General features: G+C 44.8%; 22 protein-coding genes and 2 tRNA genes. 15 read left to right on the forward strand and 9 right to left on the reverse strand.

Going from position 1 to position 17,893, the window contains the following annotated elements; genetic code table 11:
- Positions 1-133: 133 nt before the first annotated feature.
- The 8 genes from MKY75_RS08045 (at position 134) to MKY75_RS08080 (ending at position 8,648) form a co-directional block, all read left to right on the forward strand.
- On the forward strand, positions 134-1,258 hold the full coding sequence (locus MKY75_RS08045; RefSeq protein ID WP_029516627.1) for a methyl-accepting chemotaxis protein: 1,125 nt from the start codon (positions 134-136) through the stop codon (positions 1,256-1,258).
- A 127-nt stretch (positions 1,259-1,385) separates the two neighbouring features.
- Entirely contained in the window at positions 1,386-2,144 is a 759-nt protein-coding gene (gene pstB / locus MKY75_RS08050; protein WP_029516628.1) for a phosphate ABC transporter ATP-binding protein PstB, read from the forward strand.
- A 39-nt stretch (positions 2,145-2,183) separates the two neighbouring features.
- Positions 2,184-2,843 (forward strand): phosphate signaling complex protein PhoU, encoded by a 660-nt coding sequence (gene phoU, locus MKY75_RS08055; RefSeq protein WP_025721993.1) that lies wholly within the window; start codon positions 2,184-2,186, stop codon positions 2,841-2,843.
- A gap of 177 nt (positions 2,844-3,020) precedes the next feature.
- Positions 3,021-5,675, forward strand: a complete 2,655-nt coding sequence (polA, locus tag MKY75_RS08060) for a DNA polymerase I (protein WP_340884936.1) — start codon at positions 3,021-3,023, stop codon at positions 5,673-5,675.
- Positions 5,676-5,746: 71 nt separating this feature from the next.
- Entirely contained in the window at positions 5,747-6,577 is an 831-nt protein-coding gene (gene mutM, locus MKY75_RS08065) for a DNA-formamidopyrimidine glycosylase (RefSeq protein ID WP_069011196.1), read from the forward strand.
- Between the two features lie 111 nt (positions 6,578-6,688).
- A complete protein-coding gene (locus MKY75_RS08070; protein ID WP_165145296.1) occupies positions 6,689-7,480 on the forward strand; it encodes an MntP/YtaF family protein in 792 nt (263 codons plus the stop codon).
- A gap of 11 nt (positions 7,481-7,491) precedes the next feature.
- Positions 7,492-8,088, forward strand: a complete 597-nt coding sequence (gene coaE / locus MKY75_RS08075) for a dephospho-CoA kinase (protein WP_165145299.1) — start codon at positions 7,492-7,494, stop codon at positions 8,086-8,088.
- Positions 8,085-8,648 carry a lytic transglycosylase domain-containing protein gene (locus tag MKY75_RS08080; protein ID WP_029516633.1) on the forward strand — a complete coding sequence of 188 codons (564 nt, stop codon included), beginning with the start codon at positions 8,085-8,087 and terminating at the stop codon, positions 8,646-8,648. Before coaE ends, MKY75_RS08080 begins: the two co-directional genes overlap by 4 nt.
- Before the next feature lie 116 nt (positions 8,649-8,764).
- Here the strand turns inward: MKY75_RS08080 and MKY75_RS08085 are convergent, their stop codons facing one another.
- Positions 8,765-8,989, reverse strand: coding sequence for an alpha/beta-type small acid-soluble spore protein (locus MKY75_RS08085; RefSeq protein WP_025685069.1), 225 nt, complete (start codon positions 8,987-8,989; stop codon positions 8,765-8,767).
- A 105-nt stretch (positions 8,990-9,094) separates the two neighbouring features.
- Here MKY75_RS08085 and nrdR point away from each other — a divergent pair, with 105 nt between their 5' ends.
- The 3 genes from nrdR to MKY75_RS08100 all read left to right on the forward strand — a co-directional run bounded on the left by nrdR (position 9,095) and on the right by MKY75_RS08100 (position 9,852).
- Positions 9,095-9,562, forward strand: coding sequence for a transcriptional regulator NrdR (gene nrdR, locus MKY75_RS08090; RefSeq protein ID WP_013309614.1), 468 nt, complete (start codon positions 9,095-9,097; stop codon positions 9,560-9,562).
- Positions 9,563-9,691: 129 nt separating this feature from the next.
- A tRNA-Ala gene (locus MKY75_RS08095) sits at positions 9,692-9,767 on the forward strand.
- Between the two features lie 12 nt (positions 9,768-9,779).
- A tRNA-Lys gene (locus tag MKY75_RS08100) sits at positions 9,780-9,852 on the forward strand.
- A gap of 341 nt (positions 9,853-10,193) precedes the next feature.
- Here MKY75_RS08100 and MKY75_RS08105 read toward each other — a convergent pair.
- From MKY75_RS08105 to MKY75_RS08120, 4 genes are read right to left on the reverse strand one after another with little or no spacing between them, the layout of a single operon-like run.
- Positions 10,194-11,198: an alpha/beta hydrolase family protein gene (locus MKY75_RS08105; RefSeq protein ID WP_340884938.1), complete on the reverse strand. Its 1,005-nt coding sequence runs from the start codon at positions 11,196-11,198 to the stop codon at positions 10,194-10,196.
- Entirely contained in the window at positions 11,195-11,512 is a 318-nt protein-coding gene (locus MKY75_RS08110; protein ID WP_340887076.1) for a GNAT family N-acetyltransferase, read from the reverse strand. The genes MKY75_RS08105 and MKY75_RS08110 overlap by 4 nt, the downstream gene beginning before the upstream one ends.
- A 27-nt stretch (positions 11,513-11,539) precedes the next feature.
- On the reverse strand, positions 11,540-11,845 hold the full coding sequence (locus MKY75_RS08115) for a hypothetical protein (RefSeq protein ID WP_340884940.1): 306 nt from the start codon (positions 11,843-11,845) through the stop codon (positions 11,540-11,542).
- A 17-nt stretch (positions 11,846-11,862) separates the two neighbouring features.
- Positions 11,863-12,618 carry a helix-turn-helix domain-containing protein gene (locus MKY75_RS08120; protein ID WP_029516634.1) on the reverse strand — a complete coding sequence of 252 codons (756 nt, stop codon included), beginning with the start codon at positions 12,616-12,618 and terminating at the stop codon, positions 11,863-11,865.
- Positions 12,619-12,846: 228 nt separating this feature from the next.
- Between MKY75_RS08120 and MKY75_RS08125 the strand changes: the two genes are divergently transcribed.
- The 4 genes from MKY75_RS08125 (at position 12,847) to MKY75_RS08140 (ending at position 15,174) form a co-directional block, all read left to right on the forward strand.
- Positions 12,847-13,725, forward strand: a complete 879-nt coding sequence (locus tag MKY75_RS08125) for a radical SAM/SPASM domain-containing protein (protein WP_340884943.1) — start codon at positions 12,847-12,849, stop codon at positions 13,723-13,725.
- A 234-nt stretch (positions 13,726-13,959) separates the two neighbouring features.
- Complete coding sequence (locus MKY75_RS08130) at positions 13,960-14,139, forward strand: hypothetical protein (protein ID WP_029516636.1); 180 nt, start codon at positions 13,960-13,962, stop codon at positions 14,137-14,139.
- A gap of 32 nt (positions 14,140-14,171) precedes the next feature.
- A complete protein-coding gene (locus MKY75_RS08135; protein WP_340884945.1) occupies positions 14,172-14,510 on the forward strand; it encodes a hypothetical protein in 339 nt (112 codons plus the stop codon).
- Positions 14,511-14,520: 10 nt separating this feature from the next.
- A complete protein-coding gene (locus MKY75_RS08140; RefSeq protein WP_340884948.1) occupies positions 14,521-15,174 on the forward strand; it encodes an ABC transporter substrate-binding protein in 654 nt (217 codons plus the stop codon).
- Between the two features lie 127 nt (positions 15,175-15,301).
- Here MKY75_RS08140 and MKY75_RS08145 read toward each other — a convergent pair whose 3' ends face one another.
- From MKY75_RS08145 to MKY75_RS08160, 4 genes are all read right to left on the reverse strand, one after another.
- Positions 15,302-16,438 carry a hypothetical protein gene (locus tag MKY75_RS08145; protein WP_069012187.1) on the reverse strand — a complete coding sequence of 379 codons (1,137 nt, stop codon included), beginning with the start codon at positions 16,436-16,438 and terminating at the stop codon, positions 15,302-15,304.
- Between the two features lie 111 nt (positions 16,439-16,549).
- On the reverse strand, positions 16,550-16,795 hold the full coding sequence (locus MKY75_RS08150; protein WP_340887078.1) for a DUF4183 domain-containing protein: 246 nt from the start codon (positions 16,793-16,795) through the stop codon (positions 16,550-16,552).
- Entirely contained in the window at positions 16,770-16,940 is a 171-nt protein-coding gene (locus tag MKY75_RS08155) for a hypothetical protein (protein ID WP_340884950.1), read from the reverse strand. The genes MKY75_RS08150 and MKY75_RS08155 overlap by 26 nt, the downstream gene beginning before the upstream one ends.
- Positions 16,941-17,028: 88 nt before the next feature.
- The gene (locus tag MKY75_RS08160) at positions 17,029-17,841 is read right to left on the reverse strand and encodes a DNA alkylation repair protein (RefSeq protein ID WP_340884953.1); all 813 of its coding nucleotides are present in this window, start codon (positions 17,839-17,841) and stop codon (positions 17,029-17,031) included.
- Between the last annotated feature and the right edge of the window lie 52 nt (positions 17,842-17,893).

Raw genomic sequence — 17,893 nt, forward strand, 5'->3', positions numbered from 1 at the left:
GCAGTGTCCGGGGACCTTTGTGTCCATTTTGTGATTTTACATTTCATTAACAAAACTAGACGCTAGAATCAACAAATGACCGATATGATGTTCCCGTCACTCCAAGTAGTTAAAAAAAGGGGACTTCAGAACGATGATAACGGAACCAAAGACCCAGCCGAGCTCCACTGCCGTGATTGAACGTGAAGCATACAAGTCGATTACTACCTATGTGCCATGCCGGGAGGTTCCGATCATTGGTACGGATATGTCTTGTAAAGAACTGTTAGCCCTTATGAAAACACAGGAAGATATTCCTTGTGTCATTGTTGTGGATAAAAATGATCTTCCATTGGGCATTATTATGAGAGATGCGTACAATCGCCATTTTACGGGCAGATTTGCTGCGGCGTTGTTCTATGACAAGCCTGCGGCCCTATTTGCCGACCCCGATACATTAATTGTGGATCTGAAAAGCCAGGCATCGGACATTGTGGAACTGGCGATGCTGCGCGAAGATCAGCGTTTTTACGACTGTGTGTTGATTAAGGAAGGAACACGGTTACTCGGTGTACTCACGATTCGTGATATCCTGTCCGTCGTGCAGCGAATGCAAAGAGAAGCGGACGAAGAGCGGGGAGATGTGATTCGGCATAGCTATGACGGAGTCCAGCGTATTCAGCTGACTGTGCTGGATGCAGCTAAAGAGGCCGATGACAGTGTGCGGCTAACCCGCTCAATGAGTGAATTATCCCGTCGTGGCAAAGTAGAACTGGAGGATGTTTTGCTCTCCTATCGTGCGGTTACGGAGCAAATGAAACGCCAGCATGAGCAAATGACGGCGTTGACGCAATCGCTGAATGACATTGCGGGCATGGCTTCATCCATTCGTGCACTGGCAGATCACAGTGGATTGCTGGCGATCAACGCGTCCATTGAAGCGGCACATGCTGGCGAACATGGACGAGGCTTCCAGATTGTGTCTCAGGAGGTGCGGAATATGTCACTCCAGACGAAAGCTTTTTCCACACAGATTACAGGCTTACTCACCCATATCGAGCAAATGCTGCGTGACACCGCTGAACTGACGGATACGAGTATGCAGCAGATTCATACAGGCTCTCAATATATATCTGCCGGAACACAAACTTTTGCCAAACTACTGCAGGCTGTCGATGAAATTGAAGCTAAAAACAGTGAAATGTCCCGTTCCGCAGAGGAAGCAGCTTTGAATGCAGCCGAAATTGCGCAGGAGCTTGAGCTCATGCTAAGTTCTTGATCATTTTACATAACGTTAACAAATCCACCACACTAAATTTACACACAGCTTATATAATCTTCATATTGTGCAAATCAGGTGCAATGCTTGAGGATCATAACTGCAACACGAAGGAGATCATAAATCCATGAATGATTCCGTAATCCGGATTGATAAGCTGAATTTATATTATGAGAAATTTCACGCGCTGAAACATATAAACCTCGATATTCCTGAAAAAACGGTAACTGCCTTTATCGGCCCGTCCGGCTGCGGCAAATCGACCCTGCTGCGTACGCTAAACCGGATGAATGACATGATACCGGGAACACGTATTGAAGGCACCGTGAGTATCGCAGGTCAGGATATATACGGCGATACTATGGAAGTAGAAACTCTGCGGAAGCAGGTGGGAATGGTTTTTCAACAGCCTAACCCGTTTCCCAAATCGATTTATGATAACGTGGCTTACGGCCCGCGTCTGCATGGAGTTCGGCAAAAGGACAAGTTGGACGAATTGGTCGAGCAAAGCCTGCGGCAGGCGGCACTCTGGGAAGAGGTCAAGGACTTTTTGAAGCGTTCAGCTCTGAGCTTGTCCGGTGGACAACAGCAGCGGTTGTGCATTGCCCGGGCGCTTGCTGTACAACCAGATATTTTGCTTATGGACGAGGCGACATCTGCGCTGGATCCGATCTCCACGATGAAAATTGAAGAACTGGTTCAGGAATTGCGAGACACGTATACCATTGTCATGGTGACGCATAACATGCATCAGGCAGCGCGTGTGTCTGGTAGAACTGCGTTCTTTTTGAATGGTGTTGTGGTGGAAGCGGCGGACACACAGACGATGTTTTCCACGCCGCAAGATTCACGTACGGAAGATTATATTTCAGGGCGATTTGGCTAAAGCCTACCAGATGAATATGCCAGAAGGGGTGACTTCGAAATGATACGTAGAAAAGGTTTTGATGAAGGGTTAGACGAACTGAGAGCCGTACTGCGCGAAATGGGTGCACACGTTTCGAAGGCGCTCGATCAGGCCATTGAATGTTTGCAGACCAAAAATACAGAATTGGCTCAGCAGGTGGTCAAAAATGATGCATCCCTCAATACGCTGGAAGAGAATATTCTCGATATGGGTTCCAAGCTCATTATTACCCAGCAGCCGGTAGCGAAGGATTTGCGCCGAATCATTGTTGCATTTAAAATTTCCAGTGATCTGGAACGAATGGGCGATTTGGCACTTGATATTGCCAAGGTGACCCTTCGTCTGGAAGGGCAGCAGATCATTAAGCCGCTGGTGGATATTCCGCACATGGCTTCCATTGTTAAAGAAATGATAGATGATGCGATCAAATCCTATTTGGATGAAAACACAGATCTGGCCTACAAAATGGCCAAAGAGGATGATCGTGTGGATTCCATGTATAGCCACATGATCAGCGATCTGTACGCCTTTATGGTAGAAAAGCCGGCAGAGGCTTCACAAGCTATGCTGCAGTTGCTTGTAGGACGATACATTGAACGAATTGGTGACCATGCTACGAATATCGGTGAAAGCACTGTATATCTCGTGACAGGGGAGAGACCAGATTTGAACCAGTAGAGCTTTCAGGTATATAGCGGTTGTTTCTGACCCAGACTTGTCTTTGAGCAAAAGGCAAATTTGGTTAGGAAGCAGCCGTTTTTTTCTGAAAAAGGAGTCTTGTATGTTAAGATAGGAAGAGGAATGCGTAAAACGTAAGAACGTTACGAATGCATTGATGAACTTGCGAGGTGCTAAATGGATAAACTCATGCTTATAGATGGTAACAGTATCATTTACCGGGCGTTTTTTGCTATGCCACCGTTAACGAATTCGAGCGGACAGCAGACGAACGCGGTGTACGGATTTACGACGATGTTATTGCGGCTCTTGGAGGAGCACAAACCAACACATATGCTGGTTGCCTTCGATGCCGGTAAAATAACGTTTCGCCATAAGGGATACGAGGATTACAAAGGTGGACGGGAGAAAACCCCGCCAGAGCTGTCCCAGCAATTTCCGTTGCTGAAAGAGCTATTGACCGCTTTCGGCATTGCCCAGTTTGAATTGGATGGCTATGAGGCGGACGATATTATAGGGACCCTGTCCAAGACAGCGGACGAAGCCGGCTTCAATGTGCTGGTCGTGACCGGGGACAAGGATATGCTTCAATTGGCTTCAGACCATGTCACAGTCGGCTTGACTCGCAAAGGGGTTACTGAGGTGGAGACGTATGGACCTGAGCAAATTCAGGAACGATATGGGCTGAAGCCGCTGCAAATTATTGACCTTAAGGGCCTGATGGGCGATACGTCGGATAATATTCCTGGTATTCCCGGCGTAGGTGAAAAAACAGCGCTCAAGCTGCTGCATCAATACGGTTCAGTCGAAGAAGTGCTGGCGCACACGAATGAGCTGAAGGGCAAAATGAAAGAACGCGTTGAGACACATGCTGACGATGCGCGAATGAGCAAAGATTTGGCGACCATTTATCGGGATGTAACGTTGGACAAGCAGCTGGAAGATGTGGCCTTCGGCGGGCTGCAAGCAGAAACAGCCGGGCCAGCTCTGGCGAAGCTGGAGTTCAAGTCCTTGCTGGAACGTTTATCTTTTTCAGGTGAGGTTGGCAGTACTGGGGTAGACGTAGAGGAAGCCGCGGCTGACGTAACAGTGCTGGATGAGCAGCGGATTAGCGAATTGGTAGAAGTGTTGGATCATGTGGATGTGCTGCATGTTGAGACGCATGGCGATAATCCGCATCATGCTGACATCGTAGGTCTGATATTTGCCGCAACGGGACAGCAGTTTTTTATGACACTGGATGTACTGCAAAGCGATACAGCTACACCTATTCGCGAATGGCTTGCTGACCCTGAACGCAAAAAACGCGGTCATGATCTGCATCGTACGGATTTGGCTTTACACTGGCATGGAATTGAGTTTGCAGGTGCCGAGTTTGATGTGCAATTGGCAGGGTACTTGCTGGACCCAACTGATGCAAACCAGACATTGAGCGGATTGGCAGCCAAATATGGCTTGTCTTCGATCCGTCCTGACGAAGAAGTGTTCGGCAAAGGAGCTAAATATAAAGTTCCTGACGTGGACGTGCTGTCTGATCATGTGGCGCGTAAGGCAGCGGTGATTGAAGCTTTGGTGCCTGTGCAGCAGGCTGAGCTGGAGAAAACGGAAATGCACAGGCTGTTTCATGAGCTGGAGATGCCGTTGTCCCGCATTTTAGCGGATATGGAGAAGCAGGGCATTTTGGTGAACGTAGAAGAACTGCGTGCTTTGGGTAAAGAATTTGAAGCCCAGATCGCAACGTTGGTGAACGAGATCTACAGCATTGCCGGAGTAGAGTTCAATCTGAATTCGCCTAAGCAGTTGGGTGAGATTTTGTTTGATAAACTGGGTTTACCTGTCATTAAAAAGACGAAAACGGGGTACTCGACCGATGCGGAGGTACTGGAAAAGCTGGCCCCCTATCATGATATTGTACAAAACATTTTGCAGTACCGTACCATTGCCAAACTCCAATCGACGTATGTTGAAGGATTGCTTAAAGAAATTTCGGAGAAAACGGGTAAAGTGCATACGTATTTCCGGCAGACAGTTGCAGCAACTGGACGCTTGAGCAGTCAATTTCCGAATTTGCAAAACATTCCGATTCGTCTTGAAGAAGGTCGCAAAATCCGCAAAGTATTTGTTCCGTCCGAACCGGGCTGGTCTATTTTGGCGGCAGACTACTCACAGATTGAGCTGCGGGTGCTGGCTGATATTTCGGATGATGAACGTTTGAAGGAAGCCTTTGTCCACGATATGGACATTCACACCAAGACCGCATCCGATGTGTTCGGTGTAGCAGCGGAAGATGTGGACTCCAATATGCGGCGTTCTGCGAAGGCAGTCAACTTTGGGATTGTCTACGGGATCAGTGATTATGGTCTGTCACAAAATTTGAATATTACGCGGAAGGAAGCGGCTCGCTTTATCGACCAGTATTTTGATGTGTTCCAAGGCGTTCGCCGTTACATGGATGATATTGTAAAGGATGCGAAGCGGGACGGCTACGTAAAAACGCTGTTGGAACGCAGACGCTATTTGCCGGAGATTAACGCCAGCAATTTCAACCTGCGTTCATTCGCCGAGCGTACAGCGATGAATACGCCGATTCAAGGCACCGCAGCCGATATTATCAAGTTGGCGATGGTACAGATGGATAAAGCGCTACGTGAACGTAATCTTCGTAGCAGAATGCTGCTCCAAGTACATGATGAGCTTGTATTCGAGGTTCCGCCTGAGGAAATGGAAACGATGAAAGAGCTTGTCCCTGCTACCATGGAAGCTGCATTAAAGCTGGCTGTGCCGCTCAAAGCCGAAGTAAGCTATGGCAGCAATTGGTATGAGGCCAAATAAGATATTTCAATGAGTAGATAGTCCCAATTTGACGCTGCTTCCGTTATAATATAGGGTGAGGTGAAGACATCATGCCGGAATTACCGGAAGTAGAAACCATTAAACGAACGCTAAACGAGCTTATCGTTGATAAACATATAGATCATGTCACTGTGAATCTGCCGCGGATCATTCAACGGCCCGATGATATCCACGCTTTTGCGATGGAATTGGCCGATCACCGGATTACAGGGGTGGAGAGACGCGGAAAGTTTCTGCGGATTTTGCTGGACGGGCTGGTGCTGGTCTCCCATCTTCGAATGGAAGGACGATATGGATTATATTCACAACATGATCCTGTGGAAAAGCATACCCATGTCATCTTTCATTTTAAAGATGGTACGGAGTTGCGTTATCAGGATGTGCGCCAGTTTGGCACGATGCACTTATTTCCAGCAGGACAGGATTTGCTGGAAAAGCCGCTGAACAAACTTGGTCTGGAACCGATGGACGAGGCCTTTACACCAGAAATGCTGCGTGCCGCTGTTGGAACTCGTTCGACTTCGATCAAGGCAGCGCTGTTAAACCAGTCATATGTGGTGGGCATCGGGAATATCTATGTAGATGAATCGTTGTTTAAGGCGGGGATTCATCCAGCACAGCCAGCCAAAAGCCTAACGGATAGCCAATTTCATGTCTTGCATGAAGCTATTGTCTCCACGCTAGGTGCGTCCATTCAGGTTGGAGGCTCGTCCATTAAATCATTCGTGAATGGACAGGGCGAAGCGGGCGACTTCCAGCATCAATTGCAAATCTATGGACGTAACGCGAAGCCTTGCATCAACTGTGGTACATTGATCGAAAAATCTGTCGTAGCCGGACGGGGCACACATCATTGTCCGGTCTGCCAGCCTCTGCGCTAAACAAGCACAGTCACCCCAAGCCCATCCCTCTCATATATTGTTCCAAGTACCAATACTGCGGAGGGTTTCGGTTGTTATAAGGCCCTGCCTTCGCAATGGGAGGGAATTGGAGTGGCTAATCATTGGGGAGCCCTGCTGTTACTGGCATTTGCGCTAAGTTTGGACAGTTTCGGAGTCGGTGTTACATATGGTCTGCGCAAAATGAAAATTCCACTGTTGTCGATTGCTATCATCTCCGTATGTTCAGGTTTGGTGATCGGCATATCCATGCAATTGGGCGCATTACTATCTCGTGCCCTGTCTCCTGTATATACTACCGTTTTCGGTGCTGTCATCCTGATCTGTATCGGCTGTTACTCTTTGATTCAAGCTCTGCACCGCAAAGAGGATTTGCCAGAGGATTCAGTGGAGCCCTCTCGGGGTTTGCTTCTTACAAAACAGACTGATCCAGCGAGCAGATCTGTTCTTGGGGAGAAGAAGGGTGTAGAGAATGCTGATACCGAGTCTTTCCCTAGCTCAAGAAAAGATCTGTCGGCAGAAGCTTCTGTGGAGCAGCAGGAACGAACAGTATTTTCTCTGGAGCTTCGCAAATGGGGGCTTGTTATTCGGATTCTTCGAAGCCCGTCTGCTGCGGATATGGACCGTTCCGGCAGTATATCTGCTACCGAAGCGGTTTGGCTGGGTATTGCATTATCGGTCGATGCGTTCGGAGCGGGACTCGGGGCAGCTATGCTTGGTTTTCAGCCACTGTCTACTGCGCTGGCTATTACGTTATTCAGTGGAACATTTTTGATTGCAGGGATGAAGGCAGGCTTTTTTCTATCAGCATTTCGATTTATGAAGGCGCTGGGTGTATTGCCGGCATTATTACTGATTATGATGGGCATATTGAAGCTGTTATGAGGTGAAAGAGCATGAATATCGGATTAACCGGAGGTATTGCTACCGGAAAAAGCACCGTGTCGGCTCTTTTGGTCGCCAAAGGTGCGCTGCTGATCGACGCAGATGCCATTGCCCGGGAAGTGATGCTTCCGGGGCATCCGGTGTTGGCGGCGGTCATTCAGCATTTTGGACAAGCTATAGTGAACAGTGACGGAACTCTGCTTCGCAAAAAACTGGGGGAGATTGTATTCGGAGACCCTGCCCAGCGGCAGGCACTTAACGATATTACACATCCTGCTATTCGTGAGGAAATGCGTATGCGCATGGAAGCATTTGAACGGGAACAGCCGGACAAGCTTGTTTTGGCAGATATTCCGTTACTGTACGAGTCGGGGCTTGAGAGCTTGTACGAGGAAATTATGGTTGTGTACGTACCACGTGATATTCAGCTCCAGCGTCTGGTGCTCAGAGACGGTCTGACGGAGGAGCAAGCTGGACTTCGGCTGTCCGCACAAATGGATATTGAGCAAAAGAAAAGCTTGGCCGATATCGTTATTGATAATAGTGGAACACAGACTGAGACGAAGCGACAAATTGATCAATTTTGGCAGCGGAAGGGACTTGCATGAATATTTTGCGAAAGAAAAGAGTCCTGCTCATTTTGTTTGTCGGGTTTGTCCTGATTCTATTCCTTAATTCAAATTGGATGTCCTGGTTCTATCCAATTCAATATAAGGATGAGATTCGGCAGTATTCACAGACGTATGAAGTAGACCCATTTTTGGTGGCGTCTATTATCCGTGTAGAAACCAATTTTAAAACCAGTAAGCAGTCACATAAGGGGGCGCTAGGGCTGATGCAGATTATGCCGAATACGGCAAATTGGATTATGGACAGCGCCCAGATTCAAAAGGTTCCGCTGGACAGTGTCAAGCACGAGCCTGGCACCAATATTGAGCTGGGAACCTGGTATTTGCATAACCTATCCATAAAGTTTCAGGATAATCCTGTAGCAATCGTAGCTGCTTACAATGCAGGGCCGGGTAAAGTTCAAGAGTGGCTGGATAAGGGAGTGTGGGATGGAAAAGAAGAGTCCATCAAGCAAATCCCTTTTGGTGAAACACGACATTATGTACAGCGGGTCATTTATTACTACAGGCAATACACGAAAATTTATAATGATTTTTAAATCCAAGTTAATGACATGATGAGCTTTTCGCTTTAAAATGAAAAAAGCGTTGGACAGGCTGTTTTTACCAGCCCATCCAGACACTTTTTCTTGTTATTTTTGCATTATTACCGCGATTATTGGTATTGACCTGCCAATTGTTGTTCGGCGATCGTTACGAGGCGTTTTGTGATGTAGCCCCCGATCGAACCGTTCTCATAGGAAGTCATATTACCTTGGTATCCATCTTGAGGAATGCTGATACCCAACTCTTGAGCGATTTCAAATTTCATTTGCTCCAGAGCGCCGGAGGATCTGCTGACTACCAGATTGTTGGAGTTGCCATTGTTTCCTTGTGCCATTGTTGTTCACCTCCTCGCGATATGGTAAACATATTATGATCTGTTTTGACAAAATTATTACTAAAAGTCTTCGGGAATTTATTGGAAAAAGAAAGTGGTGAGATTATGAAATGTCCGTATTGTGCCTACAATGGCACGAAAGTGCTGGATTCGCGACCTGCGAATGATAACAAGTCCATCCGTCGCCGCCGTGAATGTGAGCAGTGTGCCAGGCGTTTTACCACCTTTGAAATGGTGGAGGAAACCCCTCTCATGGTCATCAAAAAAGACGGCAGCCGTGAAGAGTTTAGTCGTGATAAAATGCTGCGCGGTCTCATTCGAGCCTGCGAGAAGCGTCCAGTATCCGTCGAGCAACTGGATATGATCGTATCCCAGGTGGAGAACGCTATCCGCAACACAGCAGCCACAGAAGTGGATAGCCAGCAGATTGGTGAGCTGGTCATGGAACAGCTTTACCCAGTGGATGAAGTCGCCTACGTACGTTTTGCGTCCGTCTATCGTCAGTTTAAAGACATCAATATGTTTATGAAGGAACTGAAAACACTGTTATCTAAAGATACAGCCAGCGACTGATCGCTGACTGTATCTTTTCTGGGCCATGAAGGGAGAAAATTATATTTTTTTATAAAAGTATTGACACAGGGTTAAATATTTTATATGATATAGAAGTCGCTTGAAACGTTGATAAAACTTGCTTATGATGGGGCCTTAGCTCAGCTGGGAGAGCGCATCGCTGGCAGCGATGAGGTCAGGGGTTCGATCCCCCTAGGCTCCACCAAAATTTTATTATGGACTCTTAGCTCAGTTGGTAGAGCAGTTGACTCTTAATCAATTGGTCCAGGGTTCGAGTCCCTGAGAGTCCATCCTTTTAGAAAAACGGCAGAGATGCCGTTTTTTTGTTGTTTATAGATCTATTCCCAGTCTAACCGAGAACAGTTATGAGTTGAATGAGCGCGTAACTGAATGCACAGAAAACAGATCCTATAGGAAATAGACGTCTTTTTTGAATTGCAACCCATTATTCACGAGTGCAAGGACTAGTTATTTGCAGACATGGGCTGCCCATTGACGAACTCTCAGAACAATGCGGACTGTCTGTAGACCGCATTAAGAAAATCGTATACTCAAAAAAAATGTACCCTTTTATCTTTCGATGGATTTTTTATCAGCATATTCAAAAGAAGTGTGGAAAAAACATCATTGTTTAACGCTCACTGACATAATTGGCAAGGATTTCGAGATACTCGTCATTCACCAATTTTCTTGGGGCGAATACGGCTGTTAAAAAAGTTAGATATTTTGAACGCGCGATTTTTTCATCCATCATGGAGTGGTCGGCTTCAGGTAAATGAATCACGGACAGCAGTTCTGGAGGTATTTTCTGGCGATAGACTCGCTCGGTATCCTTTGCATCGACATTAATATCTTTTCCAGCCAGAACCAAGAGTACAGGAGTATGGAAGTGACTTAATTCTTCGGTGGAATCAGACAGAAAATTTTTGCGTATAAAGCTCCATCTTTCTTTGGAAATCATATCGTCAGGATCGGCTATGCTTAGATATTCTTCATAAGAAGCCTGTCTTTTCAGTAACTGTAGAATCTCTTGATCGTAGTTCAATGTCTTTTGAATTTCTTGCGGAGTAACTCCTTCTCGCTCCAGTTCTTTTCTGGTATTAAATTGTCCTTGGGAAATCCAGTTCACGGCAGGCGATACAAGGATGCTGAATGCAATATCATGCTCCTCTTTAACGATCTTCGGAATGACCCATCCTGCTTGACTGGCTCCCCATAGGCCGATTTTTTGCTTATCAATCATAGGTAAGCTTCTTGCCCAGTCTATTGCATATCGGATCTCCTGTGCGCGGTCCTCCATGCTTTGGGCGAGCCAGTTACCAGGAGCGCTGTTAATACCGGGCTTATTCAGTGACAAGGAGGCATAACCCTTGGAAGCGAACTTTTCCCACAGTGGTTTGTATCCATCATCATAGGTGTCATTAATAGGACCATCCCCATGGACAAAAACAACCAATCCAACCTTTCCCGAGTAGTTCTTAGGCAAAGTTAATGTACCTGTTAACAGCCCTTTAGGTGTCGTGATTTGTATTTTTTCTTCTGTCATCTTGTAGGAATTTTGATATAGAATAATGAGTACCAAGGCAACAGCCAGAGCTGCCGCAATACCAAAAGTAAGCTTGAGTGTTTTTTTCAATGATGCTCTCTCCTCGAATGCAGGTTCTCTTGCCAACTCATCAGATGCCATACAGGCTCCTTGAACCAAAAATGCCGTAACCCATTATATTTGGATTGTTTTACTTCAAACGCCAGTTGGTGATACAAACGGATAGCCCCTTGGTTCTTATGCGCTACGTGAAGCGTCAATGCATGAAAACCAGATTCAACCGAAAATTGCTGTGCGAAAGCTACAAGATGGCGTCCTATTCCCTGATTACGATGACTTGAACGAATCGCCAAATGATCAATGTAACACTCATTTGCAGCAGGGGTATACTCTAGCGCATGCATACCTGCCAAAAATTTAAATACATTGAATCAACCAAACTGTTTTAGGAGCGGAGTCAAAGAAATGGGGTTTGTTTCAGGAAGTGAAGAGTAGGAGGGTTTCCATTTAAGGGAAAGAACACCGATAACTTCTTCGTTTTCTTTGGCTACAAATTGTTTCATAGATGTAGAATAAGGATTTTGAACCCAAACCTGCATTAACAACTGCTGTATAGCTTGATCCTCTAGTGTAACAAGAGATTGGAATTTTGCTTTAAACGATTCGACTAAAAGACTGCAAACAGCTTCATGGTCTTGTTTTTGGTATGCAACAATGTCAAAAGATTTTGCACTCATGTAACACCCTCCAAGATTTATTCTACTTTGACTTGAATTTCATATTGTAGCTTGTTATTGTCGAACATCGAAAGATAAGATTTTTCTACTAGAATGGTCTTGCTTTGGCAGTTATATTGGTGATGAGCTACATATCGTTCCATTTGTTTGATTTCATAATCAATCTCAGGTTCTTCAATGACGGAAAGATGCTTATAAAGATAGTTGCCTTCTTCCAGAATATAGTCAACCACATCCGCCGTTTCATAACACAGCTTCAACTGTCCAGCATCAGACAAGTAATGCAGGTCATTTTCAAATAATCGAGGTGGGGCAGGGCGGTGTTCAAATAGATTTCCGGCAGTGAACTCTTGACCATTCTCCAATGCAAACCATAGCTTTAAATGACGGGGACCTAATCGTTTGACTTGATACTCATCGCCCTGCTGGGTCCGATTATTATATTCTTCTAACACTTTGTGAATAAACTGTTCATGCATCTTTAAGTTAGCTATTTCAGCTTGTACTTTTTGCAACGAATGCTCTAAAAGCTGGTTATAATCATTGGCAGCATAGGAAGTCATACATTCTTGAATCTGACCGACAGGGACATTTAATTTACGTAGTAATAAAATATGCGATAGCTGATAAATCTCATGAAGCCCGTACATCCGATATTGATTTTCTTCAGTATGTGATGGATAGAGGATTCCCTTTTCTTCAAAATATCGCAGTTGATGTACAGATACATTCATAAGCTGAGCAAGCTGGCTGATCGTAATGTGTTCTTTCAATGAGAGGACTCCTTACTGATATTTGAATAACTCCACTATAAACCTTAGGTCAGACCTAGGGTCAATAGAAAATATCAAACAAATCTTGGATAGGCGTAGGTGTCGAGCATTTGATGCCCACACAAAGGGAGAGACTGGAGAGTTTACCTGTCGGTGATAACCCGTTATAATCATAAGATTAGTGAGCATAAACAAGATGCTCAGGATGAAGGTTAGAATGGGGAAATCATGTTGAAAACTTTTAAAAAGGTATACATTGAGATAACGAGCATTTGCAATCTCGCATGCAGCTTTTGTCCTCAAACACAGCGTGTCAAAAAATTTATTGATCCGGAAGTCTTTCGAAATGTGCTTGATCAGGTCAAACCACATACAGATTATATCTATTTGCATGTAAAAGGAGAGCCGTTGCTCCATCCGAAAATTGATCTTTTACTGGAAAGTGCTCATGAGAAAGGCTTAAAGGTCAATATTACCACTAATGGTACCTTGCTGCCGAAGACCGAACATAAGCTGCTTGGGCAACCAGCGCTGCGTCAGATGAACTTCTCTCTCCATAGTTTTGACGGACATGAAGGCTCCGTGGATCGAGAAGGATATTTGGGTAATATCTTCACGTTTGTAAGAGAAGCGGTGAAACACAATGTCATTATTTCGTTCCGTCTCTGGAACTTGACTGAAGATAATTTGACTAATATGCAGCGTCAGCGCAACCGGGAAACACTTGAACGACTGGAGCAAGAGTTTGGACTGGACTATCGGATTGAGGAAAAGGTGATACCGGGTAGTGGGGTCAAAATTGCACCAAACGTTTATTTGAATCAAGACCACGAATTTGAATGGCCGAGCCTCAGTGCCCCGGAAGATGACGGAAAAGGCTTTTGCCATGCACTCCGTAGCCAAGCAGCGATATTGGTGGATGGAACGGTGGTCCCTTGCTGTCTGGATGGAGAAGGTGTCATTAATTTAGGTAACGTGCATGAGCAATCTTTTTCCGACATTGTGGAAGGGGAGCGTGCAAATCGTCTGTACTTCGGGTTCTCCAAAAGAGAAGCGGTAGAAGAGTTATGCCGAAAATGCGGGTACCGCAAACGATTTGGAACATAGTCATACAGGTAGAGCTTTAATCGACAGTAGAATGAATCGCAAGAAAGATAGCCCTTTTGCAGGGCTTTTTTACTTATATTTTGATATATACATAATTAATGGTTTTAAACTGTTCAGAGGAAGTTGGATATATTCGATTGCTTGTGAGAATGATTATCAATTATAATAAATTTAATTCTGATAGGACGGAATAAGAATTGAAGGAACGGTTTGGATGGGGGCTGAGCGGTAGTAATGAAGTTGAACGATCACATTTTGCTGTGGAATCATGTTTTTATACAGGTGATGGATGTTCGTCATAGGAAGATCGAAAAAGGAGAGGAGCTTCGAGCCTATCGACTTCCTGCCAGTGCGTTCTTATATGCCGTGCGTGGAAGCGCACGGGTACGGTTGGATACAGTATTCACAGGATAGAGCGTTTCCATGTACTGCATGGCGGAAAAGGAATGTGCCTGAGTATCCTAGCGGAGGATGTGCTTGAATATTACATCATTTTGTACAGGGCGACGTTGGCCCTGCCTGATCGCAAAGAGATAGCACAATTGCTGGAAAAGGGAAATCCCTTTCAGAATCAGTATGCTTTCGCACCACATTACCCGCTGTCCCTGTACGAGAAAGTGAAGCTGTTGGAGCAAGAATGGCGTGGAGCTTCTGGACTTGGCAAACTGCATGTTAAAGCCTTGTTTCATCAATTTGTATACGAGTTGTTGCAGCAGTTGTATTGGCAGGGCATCGAACCTCTTAAGCCCGACCTTGTATCGCAGGCTCATGCACGGAAGAGTTAAAATAACGGCCATGATGATTATGCTGTGTTTATCATTGATGCTGGGAGCTTGCTCGGCTCCGACGAATACAAATGGAAGTTCGCAAACGAAGGCTAATCATACAGCGACAACATCCAACAGCGATGGACAAGCGGCAGTGCAAGCACTGGATAAATTCCGTAGAATCAGTGAAATCTTTGGCAAGCAGAAAGAAGCCGAGCAGTGGATTACTGAATACGAGAAGAAAGCTGCAGAGGCCAGAATGAAAATTCAAGGTATCGTTAAGGACGGAGAGACGGTTTCAATTGTACAAGTCGCCAATAAATCGATATATGTTTTGGCAGCGAAAGGCGGCAATTACGGAAGTCCGACCATTTATCAGATGCTAAAGCTGCCACCTACCAAGAAGGCATTGAATATGAAAGAAGGATTTGAAAATATTTCACTTGAGGTTTTACCCGAGTATATGGGAGATCACATCTTTGTATACGGTTCAGAAGATGAAGGGGCTAATCAGATTCTGCATAGTGAGCTATGGAAAGGCCTTCCGGCTGTAAAAAAAGAACAGGTTTATATGTACGGTTCATTTAGCGATAAAGGGGATGAGTTTGTGATGGAAGACCCTTATTCATTGGAGCTCCAGCTGGATACCATAGTTAATCTCTTATTAGCCCACAAAAAATAAAAGGATGTACAAGTAACATCTCCTATCTAAACAAGGGGAAGCTTTTAGAATTTCAAGCTGTGATAGTCATATAGACAAAATCCGCTTAACACAAAGATTCCTAAGTGTTTGGCGGATTTTATCATGTCTATATTTCTTCTTCTCTGTATGTTTTGGTGTATCTTTGAAATTCAGATTTTTGATTATCGTAATAATCAGCTCTCGTCCAAAAAATAATTTGAGAGAATGAGTCGGAATGTTCCAAATAAGTGATTAGATATACAATTTTTACTTTATCACTCTCTACCCATACTTCGTATTGCAAGCCTTGATTCCCGTTTATATTGACCTTTACTGGTCCCGTCGAAATAATCCCTTTTCCAGACCTTTTGAGTACTAATTGAGCTGAAAACTCAGCGTAATCTTTTAATGTGATCATTGAGGATTTCTCATACGGCAGTTCGGATTTCCAATCCTTGATGATCGTCATGTATGCATCGTTTTTTTCATACCAAGCTTGAATTAGCGCATCTGGATTAAGAATTAAACCAGTCTTCCATATATAAGGGAGACGAATTTGTTGCGTGGCATCTTCACTTTTAAATGTTTTCAAAATAGTTGTTGAGCGAAGGTCTGGCTTAACTTGTGAGTCGCTTAAGACTTTCAAGGAGCTGGCTATAGTTGCAAATTCGTGATGTTGTTCTACTGCAGAGCCTCCCCTTGAATAGATTAATACTTGAAGATAGTGCTGCTTACTCTCTAACATGGCACTGAAGTAATAGACCTGTTGGCCATTGTATTTCCCGCTATAATCGGCTGTTCTGGCGGTTGTGGAATCAATCTGGATTGGGGTAGTATCCACAGCCTTAAAGTTTTCTAGGCCCAATGCGGAGATTTCTTCACGTTGCTGTACGAATTCGTCGAGCGTCATATTATTTGCAAAAGCTGACTTGGGGACACGGAAAACCAGACCTACATTCTTTTTTTCTTTGTCACAAACACTAAGCACCGAATCCAGTTGTCCCTGTTTAAATTTACGCCAGCCAGCGGGAATGGTAAGAGCCACAAGATCCTTATCCGAGGTAACGGTATGAGGCAGCGACTCTGTGACGGGTAGAACAGGCTGACTTTCTTTGTCTACAACTGTTGTACTATGAGTCGCATTGTCTACATCAGAATTTGTTTGGACTGCAGTTGCAGCATTTTTTGAGGTGCAGCTGGTAAGCATGAGCACTGCGATCAGTGCAATAACATAAAATCGGAAATGCGCAAAATTGAATTTCATGGAAATAACTCCCTCTGTTTCATATTTACAAAGGAAATTTTACCCTTTTATAAAATTATAAAAAAGAGGCGTTTGTCCTGTTTTACGTAGCTCAGTCGCTTATGGTAGTCGTTACTGAACATTGTTGACAGAGGTTGAGGAGGCACTAGAGTTGAAATTAATAACTTCAACGACTACTGTCGCGCCAACAATCAGGCCTGTATTTATAATTAGGTTTGTAGCAGAAAGCGTTGTTAAGCCGCCTCGCTGCAACGTCCCATTTACAAATACATTGTAGTATCCGCTACTGGTCGGAACAACAAGACTGTTTGTCGCGACTGAAGTACCACTATCATTTGTAAAACTTTGTGCTGGGATGGTGAGTCACTCCACCTAATATATTACCAAGCACGACAATAGCTGTGTAACGATTAACCACTGGAGTGACATTGATACTTGTTGTGATAGCAATGTTTCCAGATACGATACTGTCTGCTTCCAGATAGATTCGAATAATAGACATAGGAATTCCTCATTCCTAATACTCCAGATAAATATCATAGTTTATGTGAATATTCTAGATATGGATTGGATGGGGAGGAGTCTTCTAATTATTTCTCTTTGTTCAAGCTTCTTTGGGCCCGGGTTACTATTCGCTTCGTTTCTTTAGTATCCGAAGCCATCAGCCATGCATTACAAACTTGAAGAACCCATTCCGGGTTGGTTTTGCTGGCATCATTCAACCAATTGCCAACGGAGTCCTGGACATATTTGACCGGATCGGACTGAACAGCCTTCAAGAGAGGAAGAGCCAACTCGGGATGTTCTTTTAGTTCAGGGATGTGCTTGGCCCAAACGCCTTGTGGTCGGGTTAATTCAATGGCAAAACGACGTATGTTAGCATCCTCATCTCGCACCCAACTGTCTAACAGGGCAAGCCCTTCAAGCAGTTGCAAGGATATGGATTCTCTCACGGCCATCCAGGCTATTTCACGTACTCCGAAATGGGAATCCGCTGCAAAGGGGCGAATGCCAGCCAATTTTTCCTCTACACTTAAACAGGGATCAACCCCGATGATGTAGGCAGCCCAGCAGCGAATGCTGTCTGAAAGATGCGAGGCCATCGCATCAAAGATGCGAATACGTTCTTCTATCGCTTGTTGCTCAAACACATGAAGCCACGCTCGCGCGATTGCGGGTATCATTTTCATGATCTTCTTTTCCTTCAGCTCATTCAATTCGGTCAGGAAGACATCGGATGATTGCTGCAAGCCAAATTCATCAAGAGTATTTTGTAATAGTACAACATGATCGACAGCCAGCCATTCGGTGAGATTCACCGTCTGAAGCCGCCCTTGCTGTAGCAGCTGAAGCACATCACTAGGAATATCTGACCCTTTGCGAGCACCTTTTCGTTGTAACATTTCATCCACTCCATATCGTAAATTGTCTGATAGGTATACGATACTTTTTTGG

Origin of the sequence: Paenibacillus sp. FSL L8-0663 (genome assembly GCF_038008125.1) — a bacterium.
GTDB classification, from domain to species: domain Bacteria; phylum Bacillota; class Bacilli; order Paenibacillales; family Paenibacillaceae; genus Paenibacillus; species Paenibacillus polymyxa_D.

What these genes read in the sequence shown, in the direction of transcription:
- MKY75_RS08045 (WP_029516627.1), top strand. Translation starts at nt 134, where the DNA reads ATGATAACGGAACCAAAGACCCAGCCGAGCTCCACTGCCGTGATTGAA.
- pstB (WP_029516628.1), top strand. Translation starts at nt 1,386, where the DNA reads ATGAATGATTCCGTAATCCGGATTGATAAGCTGAATTTATATTATGAG.
- phoU (WP_025721993.1), top strand. Translation starts at nt 2,184, where the DNA reads ATGATACGTAGAAAAGGTTTTGATGAAGGGTTAGACGAACTGAGAGCC.
- polA (WP_340884936.1), top strand. Translation starts at nt 3,021, where the DNA reads ATGGATAAACTCATGCTTATAGATGGTAACAGTATCATTTACCGGGCG.
- mutM (WP_069011196.1), top strand. Translation starts at nt 5,747, where the DNA reads ATGCCGGAATTACCGGAAGTAGAAACCATTAAACGAACGCTAAACGAG.
- coaE (WP_165145299.1), top strand. Translation starts at nt 7,492, where the DNA reads ATGAATATCGGATTAACCGGAGGTATTGCTACCGGAAAAAGCACCGTG.
- MKY75_RS08080 (WP_029516633.1), top strand. Translation starts at nt 8,085, where the DNA reads ATGAATATTTTGCGAAAGAAAAGAGTCCTGCTCATTTTGTTTGTCGGG.
- MKY75_RS08085 (WP_025685069.1), bottom strand. Translation starts at nt 8,989, where the DNA reads ATGGCACAAGGAAACAATGGCAACTCCAACAATCTGGTAGTCAGCAGA.
- nrdR (WP_013309614.1), top strand. Translation starts at nt 9,095, where the DNA reads ATGAAATGTCCGTATTGTGCCTACAATGGCACGAAAGTGCTGGATTCG.
- MKY75_RS08110 (WP_340887076.1), bottom strand. Translation starts at nt 11,512, where the DNA reads ATGCATGCGCTAGAGTATACCCCTGCTGCAAATGAGTGTTACATTGAT.
- MKY75_RS08115 (WP_340884940.1), bottom strand. Translation starts at nt 11,845, where the DNA reads ATGAGTGCAAAATCTTTTGACATTGTTGCATACCAAAAACAAGACCAT.
- MKY75_RS08125 (WP_340884943.1), top strand. Translation starts at nt 12,847, where the DNA reads ATGTTGAAAACTTTTAAAAAGGTATACATTGAGATAACGAGCATTTGC.
- MKY75_RS08130 (WP_029516636.1), top strand. Translation starts at nt 13,960, where the DNA reads ATGAAGTTGAACGATCACATTTTGCTGTGGAATCATGTTTTTATACAG.
- MKY75_RS08135 (WP_340884945.1), top strand. Translation starts at nt 14,172, where the DNA reads ATGTGCCTGAGTATCCTAGCGGAGGATGTGCTTGAATATTACATCATT.
- MKY75_RS08140 (WP_340884948.1), top strand. Translation starts at nt 14,521, where the DNA reads ATGATGATTATGCTGTGTTTATCATTGATGCTGGGAGCTTGCTCGGCT.
- MKY75_RS08145 (WP_069012187.1), bottom strand. Translation starts at nt 16,438, where the DNA reads ATGAAATTCAATTTTGCGCATTTCCGATTTTATGTTATTGCACTGATC.
- MKY75_RS08155 (WP_340884950.1), bottom strand. Translation starts at nt 16,940, where the DNA reads ATGTCTATTATTCGAATCTATCTGGAAGCAGACAGTATCGTATCTGGA.
- MKY75_RS08160 (WP_340884953.1), bottom strand. Translation starts at nt 17,841, where the DNA reads ATGTTACAACGAAAAGGTGCTCGCAAAGGGTCAGATATTCCTAGTGAT.